Here is an 18860-nt window from a genome sequence, read left to right as displayed (position 1 = left end):
GGCCGCCGCTGCGCAGGGGAGCGCGACGGGGCATCCGGTCAGGCCCCCGTGAACACCAGCCAGAGCAACAGGCCGTTGAGGGTGATGAGGAAGAGGGATGCCGCGACGCCGAGCCCGGTGGTGACCCAGTGGTTCGCGAACCGGCCGAGCACGCTCCGCCGGGCCGTGACCGAAACCAGCGGGACCAGCGCGAACGGGATGCCGAACGAGAGCACCACCTGGCTGAGCACGAGCGAGATCGTGGGGTCGAACCCGAGGCTCAGGATCACGAGTGCCGGGATGAGCGTGACGAGACGGCGGGCGAGCAGCGGCACCCGGATGTGCAGCAGCCCGTGCATGATCTCCGCGCCGGCGTACGCGCCGACCGAGGTGGATGCGAGGCCCGACGCGAGCAGGCCCACCGCGAACAGCGTGGCGATGATCGGGCCGAGGGAGGACTCGAGGGCGGCGTGGGCGCCCTCGAGGCTGTCGGTGCCCTCGACGCCCGCGAGGTTCGCGGCCGCGAGCAGCAGGATGGCGAGGTTCACGCTCCCGGCGATGAGCATCGCGATCGACACGTCCCATCGCGTGGCGACGAGCAGGCGCGCCGTCGGGATGCCGCGGCCGACCTCGATCGGCTCGGCGGCCTCGTGCCGACCGGCGTCGCCGCCCGCGGGTCGGCGGCTCGGCGCGAACCGGTCGCGGCTCAGCGCCGAGTGCGCGTAGATCGCGTGCGGCATGATCGTCGCGCCCAGGATGGATGCCGCGAGGAGCACCGAGTTCGTGTCGGCGAACCGTGGCACGAGCCCGGCGAACAGGCCACCGGGGTCGGGCGGTGCGACGAACACGCCCACACTGAAGCCGACCGTGATGATGGCGAGCAGGCCCACGATCACGAACTCGAACGGCCGGGCACCCCTGCGTGACTGGATGATCAGCAGGACCAGCGAGATCGTGCCCGTGATGAGGCCGCCCCAGACGAGCGGCACGCCGAAGAGGAGGTTGAGGGCCACGGCACCGCCGATGACCTCGGCGAGGTCGGTCGCCATGGCCACGAGCTCGGCCTGCAGCCAGTAGGCCCGGCGCCCCCAGCGGTTGCCCATGCGCTCGCCGAGCACCTCGGGCAGGCTCTTGCCGGTGACGACGCCGAGCTTCGCCGACAGGTACTGGATCAGCCACGCCATGACGTTGCCGAGCACCACGACCCAGACGAGCAGGTATCCGTACTGGGCGCCCGCGGTCATGTTGCTCGCGACGTTGCCGGGGTCGAGGTAGGCGACGCCGGCGACGAGGGCGGGGCCGATCAGCCACGCGAGGCGCGGCACCGAGGGCGGGGCGGGGGGCGCGACCGAGGGGGCGGGCACGGCTTCATCGACGGCGGTGCTCGCCGACGCGGCATCCGGAGTTTTCGGCATACCGAAATCTTAGCGAGTTTTCGGTGAGCCGAAAGTGTCGTGACGCGTCGGTCTCGCGCACGGGCACGGGCTAGCGTGGTCGGGTGACGCAAGAGCCGACGGATGCCGCGGGGCCCGAGCACCCCGCGCCCGAGCCCGAGCACCCCGAGCCCACGCTCGCGCACGGCGTCGGACCGTGGCCCGGCGGCCGCGACGCCTGGCCCGACGATCCTCGCTACGATCCCGAGCTGCTCGCGCACGGCGACACCCGAAACGTCGTCGACCGCTACCGGTACTGGCGTCTCGAGGCGATCGTCGCCGACCTCGACGAGCGGCGGCATCCGTTCCACGTGGCCATCGAGAACTGGCAGCACGACCTCAACATCGGCTCGATCGTGCGCACCGCGAACGCGTTCGCCGCCGAGAAGGTGCACATCATCGGGCGTCGTCGCTGGAACCGGCGGGGCGCGATGGTGACCGACCGCTACCAGCACCTGCTGCATCACCCGGATGTCGCCGACTTCGTCGCGTGGGCACGGGCGACGTCCCTGCCCATCGTGGCGGTCGACAACGTCGAGGGCGCCCGGCCCGTCGACGACGTCGAGCTCCCCGAGCGCTGCGTGCTGCTCTTCGGGCAGGAGGGGCCGGGACTCAGCGCCGAGGCCATCGCCGCGGCCGACCTGGTCGTCGAGATCACTCAGTACGGCTCGACGCGGTCGATCAACGCGAGCGCGGCTGCGGCGATCGTCATGCACGAGTGGGTTCGCAGGCACGCGCGTCGGTGAGCTCGACGGGTGCCGCGGCGGTGCGCGCCGGTCGGAGATCGACCGGCGCGGCCGGACGCCCCTCGAGACCCGCCCGCTCCGGCCGGCGGCGCCGCACCGCACGCACCACGACGAGTCCGGCGGCGACCATGACGATCACGACGACCGCCGTCCCGCCGAACAGCGCGGGCGGGCCGCCCAGCTCGTAGGCCACGCCCGAGAGGGCGGCCGCGACCGTGGCGGTGAGCAGGCCGAACGCGCGCATGAGGCCCTGCGACGCGCCTGCGCGCTCGGCGGGCACGGCCTGCGCCATGGCCGCGGCCGCCCCGATGAACGCGAGCGCCTGACCGCTGGACTCGACGAAACCGACGCCGGTCGCCACCCACGGGTCGCCGATGACGCCGTAGAGCGCCACGATCGGCACCAGGACGACGACGCCCCGCACGAAAGCCGAGACGCCGCCGCGCCGGTCGGCGAGCCGCCCGGCCCAGCCCGCGACGATCGCGTAGGGCACCGCGAACAGGGTGTAGCTGAGCGCGGTGAGCTGCTCGCTCGCGCCGATGTCGGCCATGAACCGCGGCCAGATGCCGTCGTAGGCGCCCGTGGGCACCATGACGGCGCCGTAGAGCAGCAGGATGCCCACGACGCGGGGCGACCGCAGCAGCCCGAAGCTCACGCGGGGCGGAACGGCCACGGCGGTGTCGGCGGATGTCGCGGACGGCCCCGTCATCACGGCGGTGGCCGTGGCGCGCTCGTGGAACGCGAGCGCCACCGGTGCCACGCCCACGAGCACCGCCGCCGCCGACCACCCGAGGATGGCGCCCGGCGCCGAGATCGCGATCGCGAGGCCGGAGGCGAGTGGGCCGAGCGAGACGCCGGCGAGCTCGGCCGCACCCAGCCGGCCGAGCGCCTCGCCGGCGCGCAGCGGGTCGGCGCGCACGAGCAGCGCGCTCGCCGCGGCCATGAAGACGCCGAACCCGAACCCGCCGACTGCGCGGCCGGCCACCAGGTGCCACGCCTCGGTCGCGAGGGCCGAGCCCGCGAGGGCGGCGGCCATGAGCACCACGCCCGCGACGCCCATCAGCCGGGCGCGCCCGCGATCGGCGTAGGGCGCGACGATGAGCTCGGCCGCGAGGGCGGCGGCGAAGCCGGCGGCGGCGATGATGCCGATGTCGGCCGTGGAGATGCCGAGCCGGAGCTGGAGCGCCGGCAGCAGCGGGAAGATCACCATGGCGCCCGACGACATGAGCACGGTGGCGACCACCACCCCCGCGGTGAGTCGGCGGCGGTGCGCATCGGCGGCGACGTTCGCTGCACGCCTTCTTGTCCACATGGACAGTACGCTACCAGCTGTTGTCCATACGGACAAGAACGGTACGATGAGGGTATGGCGACCCGACTCGATCCCGCAGCGCGGCGGGACCAGATCCTCGCCGCGACCCTCCGGCTCGTGGCTCGTGACGGATTCGCCCGCGTCACGCTGCGCGACGTCGCCGCCGAGGTCGGCGTGGTGCACGGGCTGATCCGGCACTACTTCCCCACTCGCGAACAGCTCATGGCCGAGGCGTTCGACGCCGCCGTCCTCGCCGAACTCGAGGGCGACGAGGAGGTGGCCGAACGGGTCGAACCCGTCGAGGCGCTCGCCGACTGGCTCACCACGACGCCGCGCGACCACTACTTCGTGTGGATCGATGCCTGGAGCGAGGCGCACCGCAACCCCGAGCTCCTCGCCGCGCTCACCCGCCACCACCGCGACTGCGAGCGCCGGCTCGCCCGCATCATCGAGCGGCTCGCCGAGTCGGGCAGGGGCGCGAGCGACGACCCCGCGGCGGATGCCAAGATGCTCACCGCCCTCGTCGACGGCGTCGCCGTGCAGCACCACGCGATCGACCTGATCGGCCGCGCCGAGGCCGACCGCGTCGTGTACACCGCAGCCGAGGACCGGCTCGGCCTCGAGCGCGGCACCCTCGCGGCATCCCGTCCGACGGCGGCCCGCGGTCAATGGGCCGCCGATGCCTCGCCGGTCGCGGCAACCGCCGGCCCCCGAGCCGACCGGCGGGACTGAGGCATCCGCTCGCCCGCTGCCGCGTGTCGGCGGGTCCCGGCCGTCGCCGCGCACGAGACTGTACCCGATGCCCGTCGTCGACACTGCGATCTACCTGGGCGGCCAGCGCGTCGCCACCCCGAGGAGTCTCGAGGAGACCTTCGAGACGCTCGTCGACCGTGGCGGGTTCGCATGGATCGGCCTGGTCCGCCCGACCGATCACGAACTCGAATCGCTCGCCCGGGAATTCGATCTCCATCACCTCGCCGTCGAGGACGCCCGCAAGGGCCACCAGCGCGCGAAGCTCGAGCGCCACGGCGACACCCTGTTCGTCGTGCTCCGTCCGGCGCGCTACCTCGACGCCGAGGAGCGGGTCGAGTTCGGGGAGATCCATATCTTCATCGGATCGAACTTCGCGGTCACCATCCGCCATGCCGAGGCGCCCGACCTCGGCCGGGTCCGCCGCCGCCTCGAGGCCTCGCCCGAGCTGCTCGCGAAGGGCCAGGAGGCCGTGCTCTACGCGGTGCTCGACGAGGTCGTCGATGCGTACTCGCCGGTGCTCGCAGGCCTCGAGAACGACATCGACGAGATCGAGGAGCAGCTCTTCGACGGAGATCCGGCGGTGACCCGTCGCATCTACGATCTCGCGAGCGAGGTCATGGCGCTGCAGCGGGCCACCAATCCGTTGCACGACATGATCACGGCGCTGCAGCGCGGCTTCGAGAAGTACGGGGTCGACCCCGAGCTCCAGCATTACCTCCGTGACGTGCTCGACCACTCGATCCACATCTCGGAGCGCGGCGAGTCCTTCCGGCAGCTCCTGCAGAACGCGCTGCAGGTGCACGCCACCCTCGTGGCGCAGCGGCAGAACGACGAGATGCGCCGCCTCAGCGAGACGAGTGTGCGCCAGAGCGAGGAGGTCAAGAAGATCTCGAGCTGGGCGGCGATCATCTTCGCGCCCACGCTCATCGGCACGTCCTACGGCATGAACTTCACGAACATGCCCGAGCTGGAGTGGGTGTACGGCTACCCGTTCGCGGTGGCCCTCATGCTGGGCTTCGGCGTCGCGCTGTACTTCATCTTCAAGCGCCGCGGCTGGCTCTGAACCGTGCGCCCTATGCGGGGCACCCGATCCCCGTTAGCGTGGGGGAATGACCGTGATCACCGACGATCTGCCCGCCCGGCTCCTGCACGAGGAGCACGCCGGATGGAAGGCGATCCTCGACGGTCGCGGCGGCGAGCACTACCAGCGCGCCATGACGCGCGACGCGCTCATGATCGTGGAGGGCGCGGTGCTCGGCCGCGACGACATCCTCGCCGCGTTCCGCAGCGCGCCGCCGTGGGACTCCTACGAACTGCACGAGCCCGCCGTCATCCGGCTCGGCGACCATGCCGGCATCCTCGTGTATCGGGCCGTCGCACGTCGCGGCGACGACACCGCGAACCTGCGGATGTCGACGACCTACCTCTACGACGACGGCGCCTGGCGCGTCGCCGCGCACCAGCAGACCCCGGCCTGACACCGACCCTGTCTCAGGCCCGCCCGAAGCTTGTGCAGGAGAACGCCCGAAGCTTGTGCAGGAGAAGAGGCCCCATCCCGCCCTCACGCGGGGGATGGGGCCCTTCTCCTGCACAAGCTGAAGCGGGTCAGTCGGTGCCGAGGTCGAACGCCGCGGCCTCGTTCGCGGCATCCGTGGCCAGTTCGAGCTCGGTCTCGGCCTCGCCCGCCGAGATCTCGGCGGCCTGGCCGGCCTGGAGGTCGCCGACCAGCTCGGCCGTCGCGCCGCCCACGATGCCCTGCGTCGCGTACTGCTCGAGGCGCGCTCGCGAGTCGGCGATGTCGAGGTTGCGCATCGTGAGCTGGCCGATGCGGTCCTCGGGGCCGAACGCGGCGTCGCCGACGCGCTCCATCGACAGCTTGTCGGGGTGGTAGCTGAGCGCGGGGCCCTGCGTGTCGAGGATCGTGTAGTCGTCGCCGCGGCGCAGGCGCAGCCACACCTCGCCGGTCACGGCCGAGCCGACCCAGCGCTGGATCGACTCGCGCAGCATGAGCGACTGCGGGTCGAGCCAACGGCCCTCGTACATGAGGCGGCCGAGCCGCCGGCCCTCGGCGTGGTAGTTCGCGATGGTGTCCTCGTTGTGGATCGCGTTGAGCAGGCGCTCGTACGCGATGTGCAGCAGCGCCATGCCGGGGGCCTCGTAGATGCCGCGGCTCTTCGCCTCGATGATGCGGTTCTCGATCTGGTCGGAGACGCCGAGGCCGTGCCGCCCGCCGATCGCGTTCGCCTCGTAGACGAGCGCGACGGGGTCCGAGAAGTGGGCGCCGTTGATCGCCACCGGGCGTCCCGCCTCGAACCGGACCGACACCTCCTCGGTGCGTACGTCGACGTCGTCGCGCCAGGCGGCGACGCCCATGATCGGCTCGACGATGTCGAGCCCGGCGTTCAGCTCCTCGAGGCGCTTGGCCTCGTGGGTCGCGCCCCAGATGTTCGCGTCGGTCGAGTACGCCTTCTCGGTGGAGTCGCGGTAGGGGAATCCGCGCGCGACGAGCCACTCGCTCATCTCCTTGCGACCGCCGAGCTCGGTGACGAACGCGGCGTCGAGCCACGGCTTGTAGATGCGAAGGCGCGGGTTGGCCATCAGGCCGTAGCGGTAGAACCGCTCGATGTCGTTGCCCTTGTAGGTGGAGCCGTCGCCCCAGATGTCGACGCCGTCCTCCTTCATGGCGCGCACGAGCAGCGTGCCCGTGACCGCGCGGCCGAGCGGCGTGGTGTTGAAGTACGTCTTGCCGCCCGAGCGGATGTGGAACGCGCCGCACTGCAGGGCGACGAGGCCTTCCTCGACGAGCGGGGCCTTCGCGTCGACGTGTCGGGCGATCTCGGCCCCGTACTCCTTCGCCCGGCCCGGAACCGCGGCGATGTCGGGCTCGTCGTACTGGCCGATGTCGGCCGTGTACGTGCAGGGCACCGCACCCTTCTCGCGCATCCACGCGACCGCGACCGAGGTGTCGAGGCCGCCGGAGAAGGCGATGCCGACGCGTTCGCCGACGGGCAGGCTGGAGAGGACTTTCGACATGCCCTCCAGCCTACTTGCGCGGATCCGTGCGGAACGACGGCGACGGATGCCTCGGCCACGCGACTCGAGAACGCGCCGCGGCGGGTTTCGAGCCGCCGCTGCGCGGCTCATCAACCCCCGAAATGGCCCCACGATAAGGTTGAGTGTGACTCAAGACGAATCAGCACCCGACACCGAGGCGTCGCTCGTCGACGAACCCGAGGTGCGGCAGGCGCTCGCCGAGGCCGATCGCGCGTCGGTCGCATCGGTGGTGGCGGAGCATCCGTCGTCGCCCCTCGCCTGGGCCGAGCTGGCCGACCTCGCCGACTCCGAGGGCACCCCCATCAGCGCGTTCGCGTTCGCCGCGGTCGCCGTCGACCTCGCCCGCGAGCAGCTGACCGCATCCGGCTGGTCGCCCGGCGCGCCCGTTCCGTGGTCGGACGAGCCCAACCGCGCCTACCTGCGCGCGCTCGACGCGCAGCGGCGTGCCGCGATGCAGCTCGGCCTCGACGACCGGGCGGCGCGCCTCGCCGATGAGCTCGCCGCCGCCGACGCCGAGGCGCCCGCGCGCATCGCGTCGGAGTTCACGCCCACCCAGCTCATGCCGATCGTCGGAACCGCCGGTCTCTTCGAGGCCTCGACCGGGACCGAGGCGCACACCGGCGAACCGATCGAAGAACCGCACGCCGCCGACGCGGCAGGAGAGGACTGAGCCATGCCCGCAGCCGTACTGATCGGTGCACAGTGGGGCGACGAGGGCAAGGGCAAGGCGACCGACCTGCTCGGCTCGCGCCTCGACTACGTCGTCAAGTTCAACGGCGGCAACAACGCCGGGCACACCGTCGTCGTCGGCGACGAGAAGTACGCCCTGCACCTGCTGCCGTCGGGCATCCTCACGCCGGGCGTCACGCCCGTGATCGCGAACGGCGTCGTCGTCGACATCGAGGTGCTCTTCGAGGAGCTCGAGGCGCTCGCGACCCGCGGGGTGGATGTCTCGAAGCTGCGAGTCTCGGCGAACGCCCACCTCATCACCCAGTACCACCGCACGCTCGACAAGGTCACCGAGCGATTCCTCGGCAAGCGCCAGATCGGCACCACCGGGCGCGGCATCGGCCCGGCGTACGCCGACAAGATCAACCGCGTGGGCCTGCGGATGCAGGACCTCTTCGACGAGAACATCCTGCGGCAGAAGGTCGAGGGGGCGCTCGACCAGAAGAACCACCTCCTCGTGAAGGTCTACAACCGCCGCGCCATCGGCGTCGACGAGATCGTCGACGAGCTGCTGAGCTACGTCGAGCGGCTGCGTCCGATGGTCACCGACACGTCGCTGCTGCTGCACCAGGCCCTCGAGCGCGGCGAGACCGTGCTGTTCGAGGGCGGTCAGGCGACCATGCTCGACGTCGACCACGGCACCTACCCGTTCGTCACGTCGTCGAACGCCACGAGCGGCGGCGCCGTCACGGGCTCGGGCATCGCGCCCAATCGCATCGACCGCGTCATCGCCGTGGTGAAGGCCTACACGACCCGTGTCGGAGCCGGCCCCTTCCCGACCGAGCTCTTCGACGAGTGGGGCGAGTTCCTCTCGGAGAAGGGTCACGAGTTCGGCACCACCACCGGCCGCGCCCGACGCACCGGATGGTACGACGCGCCCATCGCCCGGTACGCGGCGCGCGTCAACGGCGTCACCGACTTCGTACTCACGAAGCTCGACGTGCTCACGGGCCTCGACCGCATCCCGGTCGCGGTCGGGTACGAGGTCGACGGACAGCGCATCGACGAGGTGCCCGTGTCCCAGTCGGACTTCCACCACGCCAAGCCCGTGTACGAGGAGTTCCCGGGCTGGACCGAGGACATCTCGGCGGCCCGGTCGTTCGAGGAGCTGCCCGCCAACGCGCAGAGCTACGTGCGCGAGCTCGAGGCCATGAGCGGATCGCGCATCTCGGCCATCGGCGTCGGGCCGGGCCGCGACGAGATCGTACAACTGCACGACCTGCTCGACTGAGTTTCGTCGGGTCGCGACATCCGTCGACCGAAGCTGCTGCGAGCAGGCCGCGGCCCCGCTCGGGCATCGAGCATCGCGGTCGTGTCCGAGTCTGGACCGAAATGGACGACCGGTCGGCCCGGCGGGCAGACTGATCGGGTGAGGCAACGCGAGCGTTTCGATGCGGTCGTCGTCGGCAGCGGTTTCGGCGGCGCGGTCGCCGGAGCCCGGCTCGCGCAAGCCGGGTTGAGGGTGGCGATCATCGAACGGGGCAGGCGCTGGCAGGCCGGCTCGTTCCCGCGGAACGAGCATGACCTGGGCGACGATTGGCTCTGGGCGAAGCGCGGCGGCCTCTACGACATCCGGTGGCTCGATCGCATGGTCAGCGTCCAGGGAGCCGGCTGGGGCGGCGGCTCGCTCGTCTACGCCAACGTCTTCGCCCGGCCCGCCGATGAGACCTTCCGCCCGCACTGGCCGGCGTCCTACACGCGCGCAGCCCTCGATCCATACTTCGACATGGTCGCGCACATGCTCGAGGTCCGGCCCATCACGCCCGATCCGTCGACCGGACGCGTGCCCGCGCGCACGACGGCGATGGAGGATCTCGTCGCGCACCTCGATCTCGCCAGCGGCACCGTGCGCCCGAACCTGGCGATCCGCTTCGCGGACGCGGGCGCGGATCCTGCGGTGCCCGTCGCGAATCGACACGGCATCGAACAGCGAGCATGCACGTTCGTCGGCGAGTGCGTGATCGGCTGCAATCAGGGCGCGAAGCGCAGCCTCGACGTCAACTACCTCGCCGTCGCCGAACGCTCCGGTGCGGTCGCGTACACGGGCACCGAGGTCGTCGGCCTCGCGCCCGTCGATCCCGGCGGGTATCGGGTGAGCGCCATCCGGCACCCGCATGCCGACCCGCCCGTCGACGCCGGCCGGTTGGAGGTCGACGCGGATGCGGTGTTCCTCGCAGCAGGGGCTGTCGGCACCACCGAACTGCTCCTTCGCGCCCGAGACGTGCAGGGAACGCTCCCCGCGCTCTCCGCTCGCCTGGGCGAAGGGTTCTCCGGCAACGGCGACTTCCTCAGCTTCATCTCCCGGTCACGCACGCCGCTCGAACCCGACCGGGGACCGACCATCACGACGACGAGCATCGTTGACTTCGATGAGGCCGGCCGGCAGCTCTGGTTCCAGGTCCAGGACGGGGCCTTCCCCGCCGTGCTCGCGCGCCTCGTCGGCAACGTGATGAGCCGCATGAACCCGGCGACGCGGTTCGGTACTCGGGCTCCACGGAGCAGGCTGCCCGGGATGCCGGAACCTCATCGCTCGGTGATGGCACTCCTCCTGATGGGTCGAGACGCATCGGCGGGCCGACTCACGCTCGATCACCGAGGCGAAGCGGTCGCCGGCTGGGACAACCGGGCGAACGCCCGCCTGTACCGCGCAGAAGCGCTCGTCGGCCGAGTCGTCGCCCGGGTCTTCGGCGCACGAGCTCGATCCGCCCCGACCTGGACATACCTTCGGCGTGCCATCACCGTCCACAACCTCGGCGGCGTGCCCATGGGCGATGACGCCGCGAGCGGCGTCATCGACGAGTACGGACACGTCCACGGGTATCCCGGCCTGTACGTCGTCGACGGGGCCGCGGTGCCGAGTGCGACAGGCGTGAATCCATCGGCCTCGATCGCGGCGATGGCCGAACGCAACATCGAACACGCCATCCGCCGGATGACGGGCGACCCGACCTGGCAGGCCCCCGAGACTCCCCACGTCGTTCCGACCCCCGCGCCCGAGGACGAGGCCACGGCCCTCATGTCGCAGCGACGCCGGGCTCGTTCCGGCGACGGTGTGAGGTTCCGCGAGCGGATGTCCGGATACCTGATCGTGGCGGGCCGGAGAGTGCCCGCTCGGCTCGAGCTCGAGGCGTCGATACCGGGCTGGCGGCCGTTCCTGGACGACGCTCGACACACCGTGCGCGTCGAGGGGACGCTCCATGTCGAGGGGCGCATCACTCGTCGCCCGGTCGTCGGTGACCTCGACCTGTTCCCTGATTCCGGCGAGGCGGCCATGCGGTACCGGTTCGACCTCGATGACGACGACGGGATGCCGATCGCCGTGACCGGGGTGAAGGTGCAGCACCGCTGGAACCCGCTTGCCCTCTGGCACGACCTGACGACACTCCGCATCGAGATCCGACCGTCCGATGTCGGCCCGGGAGTCGGCGTCGACCGTGGAATCCTTCGAATCCCGACAGCGGGAGTATTCCGCCTGATCGGCTCGATCCGGGGCGATGCCTTCACCTCCGCCAAGCGGAACGCCGCGGTCATCCGCTTCCTCGGGTACTTCGCCCGCGGTGCATCCCGAGGCCTGCTCTGAACGTTGCGGAGCGGAGACGCGAAGGGGCCGGATGCCGCGGCGTCGCGACATCCGGCCCCTGCTCGTCGTTCCGCGACGAGTGACCGGCTTACGGCTCGGTGCCGATCTTCTTGTCGAGGTTCGCCCGCACCTCGTCGACCTTCGCGTCGTGCTCGTCGGGCAGCACCTTCTTCGCCGCGCCCGCGACGGCATCGAGGACGTTGTCGCTGATGTCCTCGGCCTGCTCGCTGTTCAGCGCCTCCTCGATCTTGTCCTTGTTCTCCTCGACGAATTCCTTCGCCTTGCCCGTGAGATCGTCAAGAGCTCCCATGTTCCCCACCGTCCATTCCGTCGGAGTCCTGCACTCGCCATCGTATGGGTCCCGTCGCCGCGACGGAAGGTGTCGCACGATCATGGAAGACTTGTTCGGGTGACCGCTATCCGCCCCCCAGATCGGCCGCTGATCGGCCGGTTCATCAGTCTCACGCCGTTCACCGAGGCCGACATCCCAGGGCTGTTCCGCGCGCTCGGCCACCCCGAGGTCTTCGCGGGCGGGTACGGCGGCGGCCCGGCCGGGTTCACGCCCGACCTGGAGTCGTTCGAGCGGTTCGCGGTCGCGTCGTACACGGGCGGCCCCGATGCCATGCCATGGACGCTGCGGATCGAGGGCGGACCCGATCACGGCACGATCGTGGGAGCGACGAAGTTCGCCGACCTCGACCTTCGCCAGGAGTACGGCCACATCGGGTGGACCGGCTACGACCCGCGCGTGTGGGGGACGGCGGTGAACCCCGAGGCCAAGCTCCTGCTCCTGGGCCTCGCCTTCGATCACGGCTTCGGTCGGGTGAAGATCCAGGCGGATGCCGTGAATGCGCGCTCGCGGGCGGCGATCGCCAAGCTCGGGGCGCAGTTCGAGGGCCTTGCGCGCCGCGATCGGCAGCGCGCCGACGGGTCGTGGCGAGACACCGCCGTGTACTCGGTGATCGTCGACGACTGGCCGGCGGTGCGGGGCGGCCTCGAGGCGCGGCTCGCCGCCTGGGGCGACCGGCCGGTCGTGCTCGAGGAGCGGTCGGCCGGGGCGCCCGAGATCGGCTGAGCGCGGGTTCGCGGGGGATCGAGAGGTCGCGTTTGCAGGGTTGCACCGTGCATCTGCGACTTCTCGATTTCGGCTGACGCTGGTCGGGCGAGGGGCTCGCTCAGCCCAGGTGCCGCCGCGCCGCCTCCGGCACGTGCAGCCGGGTGAGGAACGCGTCGGCGCCGCGCGGGACGCCCCGGCGGTCGGCCCGCGAGGCGAGCACGGTGATGAGCACGGCGAGCGGCACCGTCCAGGCGGCCGGCTGCTCGAGGAACGGACGGATGCCGGGTGCCGCCGTCGAGAGCAGCGAGCCGCCGAAGATGGCCGCCCCGGAGAGCACGGCGCCCGTCAGCATGCCGGCGATGGCGCCGCGCGACGTCAGCCCGCGCCACCAGATGCCGAGGAGGAGCATCGGGCACAGCGTCGACGCCGTGAAGGCGAACACGAGGCCGACGCTGCCGGCGAGGCCGGCCGACTCCGTGGCGAGCGCGACGACGAGCGGCACGAACGACGACGCGATCGCCGCGATGCGGAAGCCGCGCACGCTGCCGCCGAGGAGGTCCTGGCTGATCACTCCCGCGAGCGAGACGACGAGCCCCGATGACGTGGAGAGGAAGGCGGCGAACGCCCCCGCGATGACGAGCGCCGTGAGCAGGTCGCCGATCGGTCCGGGGATGAGGCGTCCGGGCAGCAGCAGGACCAGCGCGTCGGCGTCGCCCGAGGCGGCGAGGTCGGGCGCGAACGCGCGGCCGAGGAATCCGAACGCGGTCGGGAACAGGTAGAACACCGAGAGCAGCACCAGCACGATGACGGTCGTGCGCCGAGCGGCCGTGCCGTCGGGGTTCGTGTAGAAGCGCACCAGCACGTGCGGCAGGCCGAGGGTGCCGAGCAACAGTGCGACCATGAGTGAGACCGTGCGATACACGTCGAGGTCGCTCGGCCCTGCCGCGATCGGGAACGCCTCGCCGGGCGGCAGCGCGGGCTCGATGCCGCCCACCATGATGAGCAGCACGACGACGGGCACCGCGAGCGCCGTGAGCTTCAGCCAGAACTGGAACGCCTGCACGAACGTGATCGAGCGCATGCCGCCCGCCGCCACGAGGACGGCCACGATGACGGCGACCGCGAGCGAGCCCGCCCACGAGGGCAGGCCCGTTGTGATGCGCACGGTGAGCGCGGCGCCCTGCAGCTGCGGCACGATGTAGAACCAGCCGATGACGATGACGAGCGTGCTCGTCACTCGCCTGGCCCACACCGACTCCAGCCGCGCCTCGGTGAAGTCGGGGATGGTGTACGCGCCCGAGCGGCGCAGCGGCGCGGCCACGAACAGGAGCAGCATGAGGTAGCCGGCGGTGTAGCCGATCGGGAACCAGAGGGCTGCGGAACCCGTGAGCAGGATGAGCCCGGCGATGCCGAGGAACGATGCGGCCGACAGGTACTCGCCGCCGATCGCCGACGCATTCCACCACGGGCGCACGGTGCGCGACGCCACGTAGAAATCGCTCGTCGTGCGCGAGACCCGCAGTCCGTAGAACCCGATGAGGGCGGATGCCACGGCGACGGCCACGATCGCCGCGTACCCGATCGCGGCGTTCACTCGTCCTCCGTCAACGAGCGGTAGCGCGCCTCATTGCGGGCTGCGGCGCGCACGTAGAGCCCGCCGACCGTGATCGTGAGCGGGTAGACCCCGATGCCGAGCAGGAGCCACGAGAGCGGCACGCCCGCGACGAACGTCTCGTCGAGCTCGGGCGCGACGGCGATCGCCAGCACGAAGAGGGCGGTCGCCACCACGAAACCCACAGCCATGACGACCCCGAGTCGCAGCTGCGAGCGGATGAGGGAGCGCACGTAGACGCCGCGGATGTCGCTCGTCGGCGCTTCCGTGCCGACGAGCCCGATCGGGCGAGTGGATGCCGCAGCCCCGGCCCGGGGCGCGGTGACGCGCACGCGCGGTCGTGGTGGCGGGGCATCCGCCGGCCGGCTGCCCGCCGTCTCTGCGCCGTCGCTCATGACCTCGGCCGGATCGTGGCCTGCTCGAGGCGTTCGCGCAGCCCGGGAAGCAGGCGTCGGCTCACGGGCAGTTCGGCCGCGCCGACCACGACCGTCGGGTGATCGGTGCCGAGCCGGATGCGCGTGAGGTGCGGAACGGCGACGAGGTACGACCGATGGATGCGCACGAACGTGTCCGCCCACTGCCGTTCGAGGTCGGCCATCGGCACGCGCACGAGGTAGCTCGCCTCCTCGGTGTGCAGCCGCGCGTAGTCGCCCTGCGCCTGCACGTAGCGCACCTCGTCGCGGCGGACCATCCGCGTCGTACCGCCGAGCGTCACGGCGATCATCTCGGGCTGCGCGGCGGCCGCGGCATCCGGTGCCGGCGCAGCCGACGCCTTGAGCGCCTCGACGACGCGGCTGACCGATCGGTGCAGGCGCTCGGCCCGCACGGGCTTCAGCAGGTAGTCGACGGCGGCGAGGTCGAACGCCTCGAGCGCGCCCTCCTCGTCGGCCGTGACGAAGACGAGCGCGGGCCGGCGTTCGAATCGCTGCAGGGCGCGGGCGAGATCGAACCCCGTGAGGCCGGGCATGTGGATGTCGAGGAACGCGGCGTCGACCGGCTCGCGGGTGAGCAGCCGGATCGCCTCAGCGCCCGAGTTCGCCTGGTGGATCACGCCGACCCGGGGATCCTGGCCGAGCAGGAACGCCAACTCGTCGATCGCGGGCTGCTCGTCGTCGGCGATGAGCACGGAGATCACGGTTCCAGTCTCCCATCGGGGCCGAGGTCGTCGTCGGCGGATGCCGCGATCCGCCCGGGCTGGCTCTTCGGGATGCGCATGCGCACGAGGGTGCCCGCGCCCACATTCGTCTCGACCACGAGCCCGTGCTCGTCGCCGTACACCTGCCGGAGGCGGGCGTCGACGTTGCGCAGGCCCACGTGCTCGCCGGGCTCGCCGCCCGCGAGCACCGTCTCGAGCACCGCGGGGTCGATGCCGACGCCGTCGTCCTCGACGCTGATCTCGGCGAAGGCGCCCGAGTCGGCGGCTGTGATGGAGATGCGCCCGCCGCCCTCCTTCGACTCGAGCCCGTGCCGCACGGCGTTCTCGACGAGCGGCTGGATCGACAGGAACGGCACGACCGTCGAGAGCACCTCGGGCGCGATCTGCAGCGACACCCGCAGTCGGTCGCCGAACCGCGCCCGTTCGAGCTTCAGGTAGCCGTCGATCGAGCGGAGCTCCTCGGCGACCGTCGTGAAGTCGCCGTGCCGGCGGAACGAGTAGCGCGTGAAGTCGGCGAACTCGAGCACGAGCTCGCGCGCCTTCGCCGGGTCGGTGTTGATGAACGACGCGATCGCGTTGAGCGAGTTGTAGATGAAATGCGGGCTGATCTGCGCGCGGAGGGCTCGCACCTCCGCCTCGGCGAGCGCCGCACGGGAGGCGTCGAGCTCACCGAGCTCGACCTGGGCGGCGACCCAGTCGGCGACCTCGCCTGTGGCGCGGACGAGGCCCGCTCGTACGGGTGCCGCGAACGCCACGATGGCGCCGGCCGGTGCGCCGCCGGCCCGGATCGGCGCGGCGACGGCGTCGGTCTCCTCGTCGCCGATGCGGATGCGTCGCTGCACCTGCGGCTTGCCCGAGGCGCTCGCCTCGGCGGCAAGGCGTCCGGCGACCGCCCGCACGGCGTCGTCGCCCTCGACCGTGACGGTGCCGACCGGGTCGACCAACGCGAAGCTCTCGCACCCGAGGAGGGCTCGCAGGTGCCGCCCCGCCCGCATCGCGTCGGTCTCGCCGATGCCGCCGCGCAGATGCTTGGCCGCCTGGCTCGCCAGGTGCAGCGTCTGGTACGTCGCCCGTTCCACGTCGGTGCCGAGTTCGCGTGACGTCACGACGAGCCGCCGCAGCAGCAGCACGATGCCCACGGCGACCGCGCCGGCGACGACGCCGGCGGCAGCGGCGAGCAGCATCGACTCGGGCATGGAGGCCAGCGTAGCCGTCGTTCGTCGTCGGCCGTCCGCCGTTCGTCGCACGATGGACGCCGCTCACCGACGACGAACGGCCGCGGGCCTCTGCGGCTCCGTGCAGGGGTCAGCATGGGTCCACTGCGAACGCAGCGGCGCGGCTGCCGCCTCGCCGATCCCCACTCGAAGGAGAGACGCCATGGGCAATGACGCCCTGAGCGCGGAGGTCGACCTCAGTCACGTCGACTACCACGCGGTACAGAAATCGCCTGAGTTCCAGGAGCTCCGCCGCACCCACCGGAGCTTCGTCTTCCCCGTCCTCGCCGCCTGCCTCGTCTGGTACCTCGCGTACGTGCTGCTCGCGGTCTACGCCGTGGAGTTCATGTCCACTCGCGTCTTCGGAAGCATCAACGTCGCGATGCTGATCGGCCTCGCGCAGGTCGTCACGACCTTCGCGGTCACCATGTGGTACGTGCGGTTCGCGAACAAGCACTTCGACCCCCAGGCGGAGCGGATCCGCGATGAGATCGAGTCGGGCGTGTTCTTCGACAAGGCCGACGAGGGGGTTGCGAACTGATGCTGCACCTCGAAGCGGCGAGCTCCTCGCCCGGCAACCCCTGGCTCAACATCGGCATCTTCGGCGCCTTCGTCGCGATCACCATGGTGATCGTCTTCCGCGCCAGCCGGAACAACAAGACCGCGGCCGACTACTACGCCGCCGGCCGCTCGTTCACCGGCGGCCAGAACGGCTCCGCCATCGCGGGCGATTACCTCTCGGCGGCGTCGTTCCTCGGCATCGTCGGCGCCATCGCGATGAACGGCTACGACGGCTTCCTCTACTCGATCGGCTTCCTGGTCGCCTGGCTCGTCGCGCTGCTGCTGGTCGCCGAGTTGCTCCGCAACACGGGCAAGTTCACGATGGGCGACGTGCTGTCGTTCCGGCTCCGGCAGCGGCCCGTCCGCATCGCCGCGGCGGTCACGACGCTCGCGGTGTCGTTCTTCTACCTGCTCGCGCAGATGGCGGGCGCCGGCGGCCTGGTGTCGCTGCTCCTCGGCATCGGCGACGGCGTGGGCCAGGCCGTGGTCATCACCGTGGTCGGCGGCCTCATGATCCTCTACGTGCTCGTCGGCGGCATGAAGGGCACCACGTGGGTGCAGATCATCAAGGCCGTGATGCTCATCACCGGAGCCGGCGTCATGACGGTCTGGGTGCTGGCCATGAACGGGTTCGACTTCTCGGCCCTGCTCGATCGCGCGGTCGAGGTCGCCGAGAACCCCGCGATCCTCGACCCGGGCCTGAAGTACGGTGTCTCGGAGCTCTCGAAGATCGACTTCCTCTCGCTCGGCCTCGCCCTCGTGCTCGGCACCGCGGCCCTGCCGCACGTGCTCATGCGGTTCTACACCGTGCCCACGGCCAAGGAGGCGCGCAAGTCGGTGGTCTGGGCGATCTGGCTCATCGGCATCTTCTACGTGTTCACGCTCGTGCTCGGCTACGGTGCGGCGGCCCTCGTCGGTCCGTCGGTCATCGCGGCGGCGCCCGGCGGCCCGAACTCGGCCGCTCCGCTGCTCGCGTTCGCGCTCGGCGGTCCGCTGCTGCTCGGCCTCATCTCGGCGGTCGCGTTCGCGACGATCCTCGCGGTCGTGGCGGGCCTCACGATCACCGCGGCGGCGTCGTTCGCGCACGACATCTACGCATCGGTCGTGAAGAAGGGCGAGCCCGAGCCGGGCGCGGAGGTCAAGGTGGCCCGCCGCACGGTGGTCATCATCGGCATCGTCGCGATCATCGGCGGCATCGGCGCGAACGGCCAGAACATCGCGTTCCTCGTGGCCCTCGCGTTCGCGGTCGCGGCATCCGCCAACCTGCCGACCATCGTGTACTCGCTGTTCTGGAAGCGCTTCACCACGAAGGGCGCCCTCTGGAGCATGTACGGCGGTCTCATCTCGGCGATCGTGCTCATCGCGTTCTCGCCGGTGGTGTCGGGCTCGGCGACCTCGATGCTGAAGACCGAGGCGATCGATTTCGCCTGGTTCCCGCTGTCGAACCCGGGCATCATCTCCATTCCGCTCGCCTTCTTCCTCGGCTGGCTCGGAACCGTGCTCGACAAGGGCACCGAGGACCCGGCCAAGCAGTCCGAGATGGAGGTGCGCTCGCTCACGGGACCCGGCGCCGAGAAGGCGACGCACCACTAGCGGGTTCCGGCGGCGGGTCCCGTGAGAGCCCGCCGCCGGATCGATTTCGACGCGGCGGGAACGCCTGCCCGGGCCGCGTCG

18 protein-coding genes are annotated in these 18860 nt (G+C 71.2%); 10 read left to right on the top strand and 8 right to left on the bottom strand.

Annotated elements, in window-relative coordinates; translation table 11 throughout:
* Nucleotides 1–38: 38 nt before the first annotated feature.
* Complete coding sequence (locus tag EZM51_RS07125) at nt 39–1394, bottom strand: Nramp family divalent metal transporter (protein ID WP_136707551.1); 1356 nt, start codon at nt 1392–1394, stop codon at nt 39–41.
* An 83-nt stretch (nt 1395–1477) separates the two neighbouring features.
* On the opposite strand from EZM51_RS07125, the gene EZM51_RS07120 reads away from it, so the two are divergent.
* Nucleotides 1478–2158, top strand: coding sequence for an RNA methyltransferase (locus tag EZM51_RS07120; protein WP_136707550.1), 681 nt, complete (start codon nt 1478–1480; stop codon nt 2156–2158).
* Here EZM51_RS07120 and EZM51_RS07115 read toward each other — a convergent pair.
* The gene (locus EZM51_RS07115) at nt 2121–3470 is read right to left on the bottom strand and encodes an MFS transporter (RefSeq protein WP_136707549.1); all 1350 of its coding nucleotides are present in this window, start codon (nt 3468–3470) and stop codon (nt 2121–2123) included. The two genes, EZM51_RS07120 and EZM51_RS07115, sit on opposite strands and share 38 nt — an antisense overlap.
* 54 nt (nt 3471–3524) lie before the next feature.
* Here EZM51_RS07115 and EZM51_RS07110 point away from each other — a divergent pair, with 54 nt between their 5' ends.
* The 3 genes from EZM51_RS07110 (at nt 3525) to EZM51_RS07100 (ending at nt 5701) form a co-directional block, all read left to right on the top strand.
* Complete coding sequence (locus EZM51_RS07110) at nt 3525–4202, top strand: TetR family transcriptional regulator C-terminal domain-containing protein (protein ID WP_136707548.1); 678 nt, start codon at nt 3525–3527, stop codon at nt 4200–4202.
* A gap of 67 nt (nt 4203–4269) precedes the next feature.
* Complete coding sequence (gene corA / locus EZM51_RS07105; protein WP_136707547.1) at nt 4270–5286, top strand: magnesium/cobalt transporter CorA; 1017 nt, start codon at nt 4270–4272, stop codon at nt 5284–5286.
* A 46-nt stretch (nt 5287–5332) separates the two neighbouring features.
* Nucleotides 5333–5701: a nuclear transport factor 2 family protein gene (locus EZM51_RS07100; RefSeq protein WP_136707546.1), complete on the top strand. Its 369-nt coding sequence runs from the start codon at nt 5333–5335 to the stop codon at nt 5699–5701.
* 127 nt (nt 5702–5828) lie between these two features.
* Here EZM51_RS07100 and argG read toward each other — a convergent pair whose 3' ends face one another.
* Entirely contained in the window at nt 5829–7256 is a 1428-nt protein-coding gene (gene argG / locus EZM51_RS07095; protein WP_136707545.1) for an argininosuccinate synthase, read from the bottom strand.
* A 145-nt stretch (nt 7257–7401) separates the two neighbouring features.
* Between argG and EZM51_RS07090 the strand changes: the two genes are divergently transcribed.
* From EZM51_RS07090 to EZM51_RS07080, 3 genes are all read left to right on the top strand, one after another.
* Nucleotides 7402–7947 carry a DUF3151 family protein gene (locus EZM51_RS07090; protein WP_248305506.1) on the top strand — a complete coding sequence of 182 codons (546 nt, stop codon included), beginning with the start codon at nt 7402–7404 and terminating at the stop codon, nt 7945–7947.
* Nucleotides 7948–7950: 3 nt separating this feature from the next.
* Nucleotides 7951–9237 carry an adenylosuccinate synthase gene (locus EZM51_RS07085; RefSeq protein ID WP_136707543.1) on the top strand — a complete coding sequence of 429 codons (1287 nt, stop codon included), beginning with the start codon at nt 7951–7953 and terminating at the stop codon, nt 9235–9237.
* Between the two features lie 138 nt (nt 9238–9375).
* Nucleotides 9376–11586, top strand: coding sequence for a GMC family oxidoreductase (locus EZM51_RS07080; protein WP_136707542.1), 2211 nt, complete (start codon nt 9376–9378; stop codon nt 11584–11586).
* 88 nt (nt 11587–11674) lie between these two features.
* Here EZM51_RS07080 and EZM51_RS07075 read toward each other — a convergent pair whose 3' ends face one another.
* The gene (locus tag EZM51_RS07075) at nt 11675–11896 is read right to left on the bottom strand and encodes an Rv0909 family putative TA system antitoxin (protein ID WP_136707541.1); all 222 of its coding nucleotides are present in this window, start codon (nt 11894–11896) and stop codon (nt 11675–11677) included.
* Between the two features lie 99 nt (nt 11897–11995).
* On the opposite strand from EZM51_RS07075, the gene EZM51_RS07070 reads away from it, so the two are divergent.
* Entirely contained in the window at nt 11996–12661 is a 666-nt protein-coding gene (locus EZM51_RS07070; protein WP_136707540.1) for a GNAT family protein, read from the top strand.
* Between the two features lie 100 nt (nt 12662–12761).
* Here EZM51_RS07070 and EZM51_RS07065 read toward each other — a convergent pair whose 3' ends face one another.
* The 4 genes from EZM51_RS07065 to EZM51_RS07050 are packed head-to-tail and all read right to left on the bottom strand — an operon-like array spanning nt 12762 to nt 16607.
* Entirely contained in the window at nt 12762–14237 is a 1476-nt protein-coding gene (locus tag EZM51_RS07065) for a cation acetate symporter (protein ID WP_136707539.1), read from the bottom strand.
* Nucleotides 14234–14650: a DUF485 domain-containing protein gene (locus EZM51_RS07060; RefSeq protein ID WP_136707538.1), complete on the bottom strand. Its 417-nt coding sequence runs from the start codon at nt 14648–14650 to the stop codon at nt 14234–14236. Before EZM51_RS07060 ends, EZM51_RS07065 begins: the two co-directional genes overlap by 4 nt.
* Nucleotides 14647–15390, bottom strand: coding sequence for a response regulator transcription factor (locus EZM51_RS07055; RefSeq protein ID WP_136707537.1), 744 nt, complete (start codon nt 15388–15390; stop codon nt 14647–14649). The genes EZM51_RS07060 and EZM51_RS07055 overlap by 4 nt, the downstream gene beginning before the upstream one ends.
* Nucleotides 15387–16607, bottom strand: coding sequence for a histidine kinase (locus tag EZM51_RS07050; protein ID WP_136707536.1), 1221 nt, complete (start codon nt 16605–16607; stop codon nt 15387–15389). The genes EZM51_RS07055 and EZM51_RS07050 overlap by 4 nt, the downstream gene beginning before the upstream one ends.
* 181 nt (nt 16608–16788) lie before the next feature.
* On the opposite strand from EZM51_RS07050, the gene EZM51_RS07045 reads away from it, so the two are divergent.
* A complete protein-coding gene (locus EZM51_RS07045) occupies nt 16789–17166 on the top strand; it encodes a DUF485 domain-containing protein (protein ID WP_136707535.1) in 378 nt (125 codons plus the stop codon).
* The gene (locus EZM51_RS07040) at nt 17166–18779 is read left to right on the top strand and encodes a cation acetate symporter (RefSeq protein WP_136707534.1); all 1614 of its coding nucleotides are present in this window, start codon (nt 17166–17168) and stop codon (nt 18777–18779) included. The genes EZM51_RS07045 and EZM51_RS07040 overlap by 1 nt, the downstream gene beginning before the upstream one ends.
* Nucleotides 18780–18860 lie beyond the last annotated feature (81 nt).

Origin of the sequence: Agromyces sp. H66, assembly GCF_004959775.1 — a bacterium.
Taxonomy (GTDB): Bacteria; Actinomycetota; Actinomycetes; order Actinomycetales; family Microbacteriaceae; genus Agromyces.
Note: the sequence above shows the minus strand (reverse complement) of the source record. Positions and strands in the feature narration are given on the sequence as shown.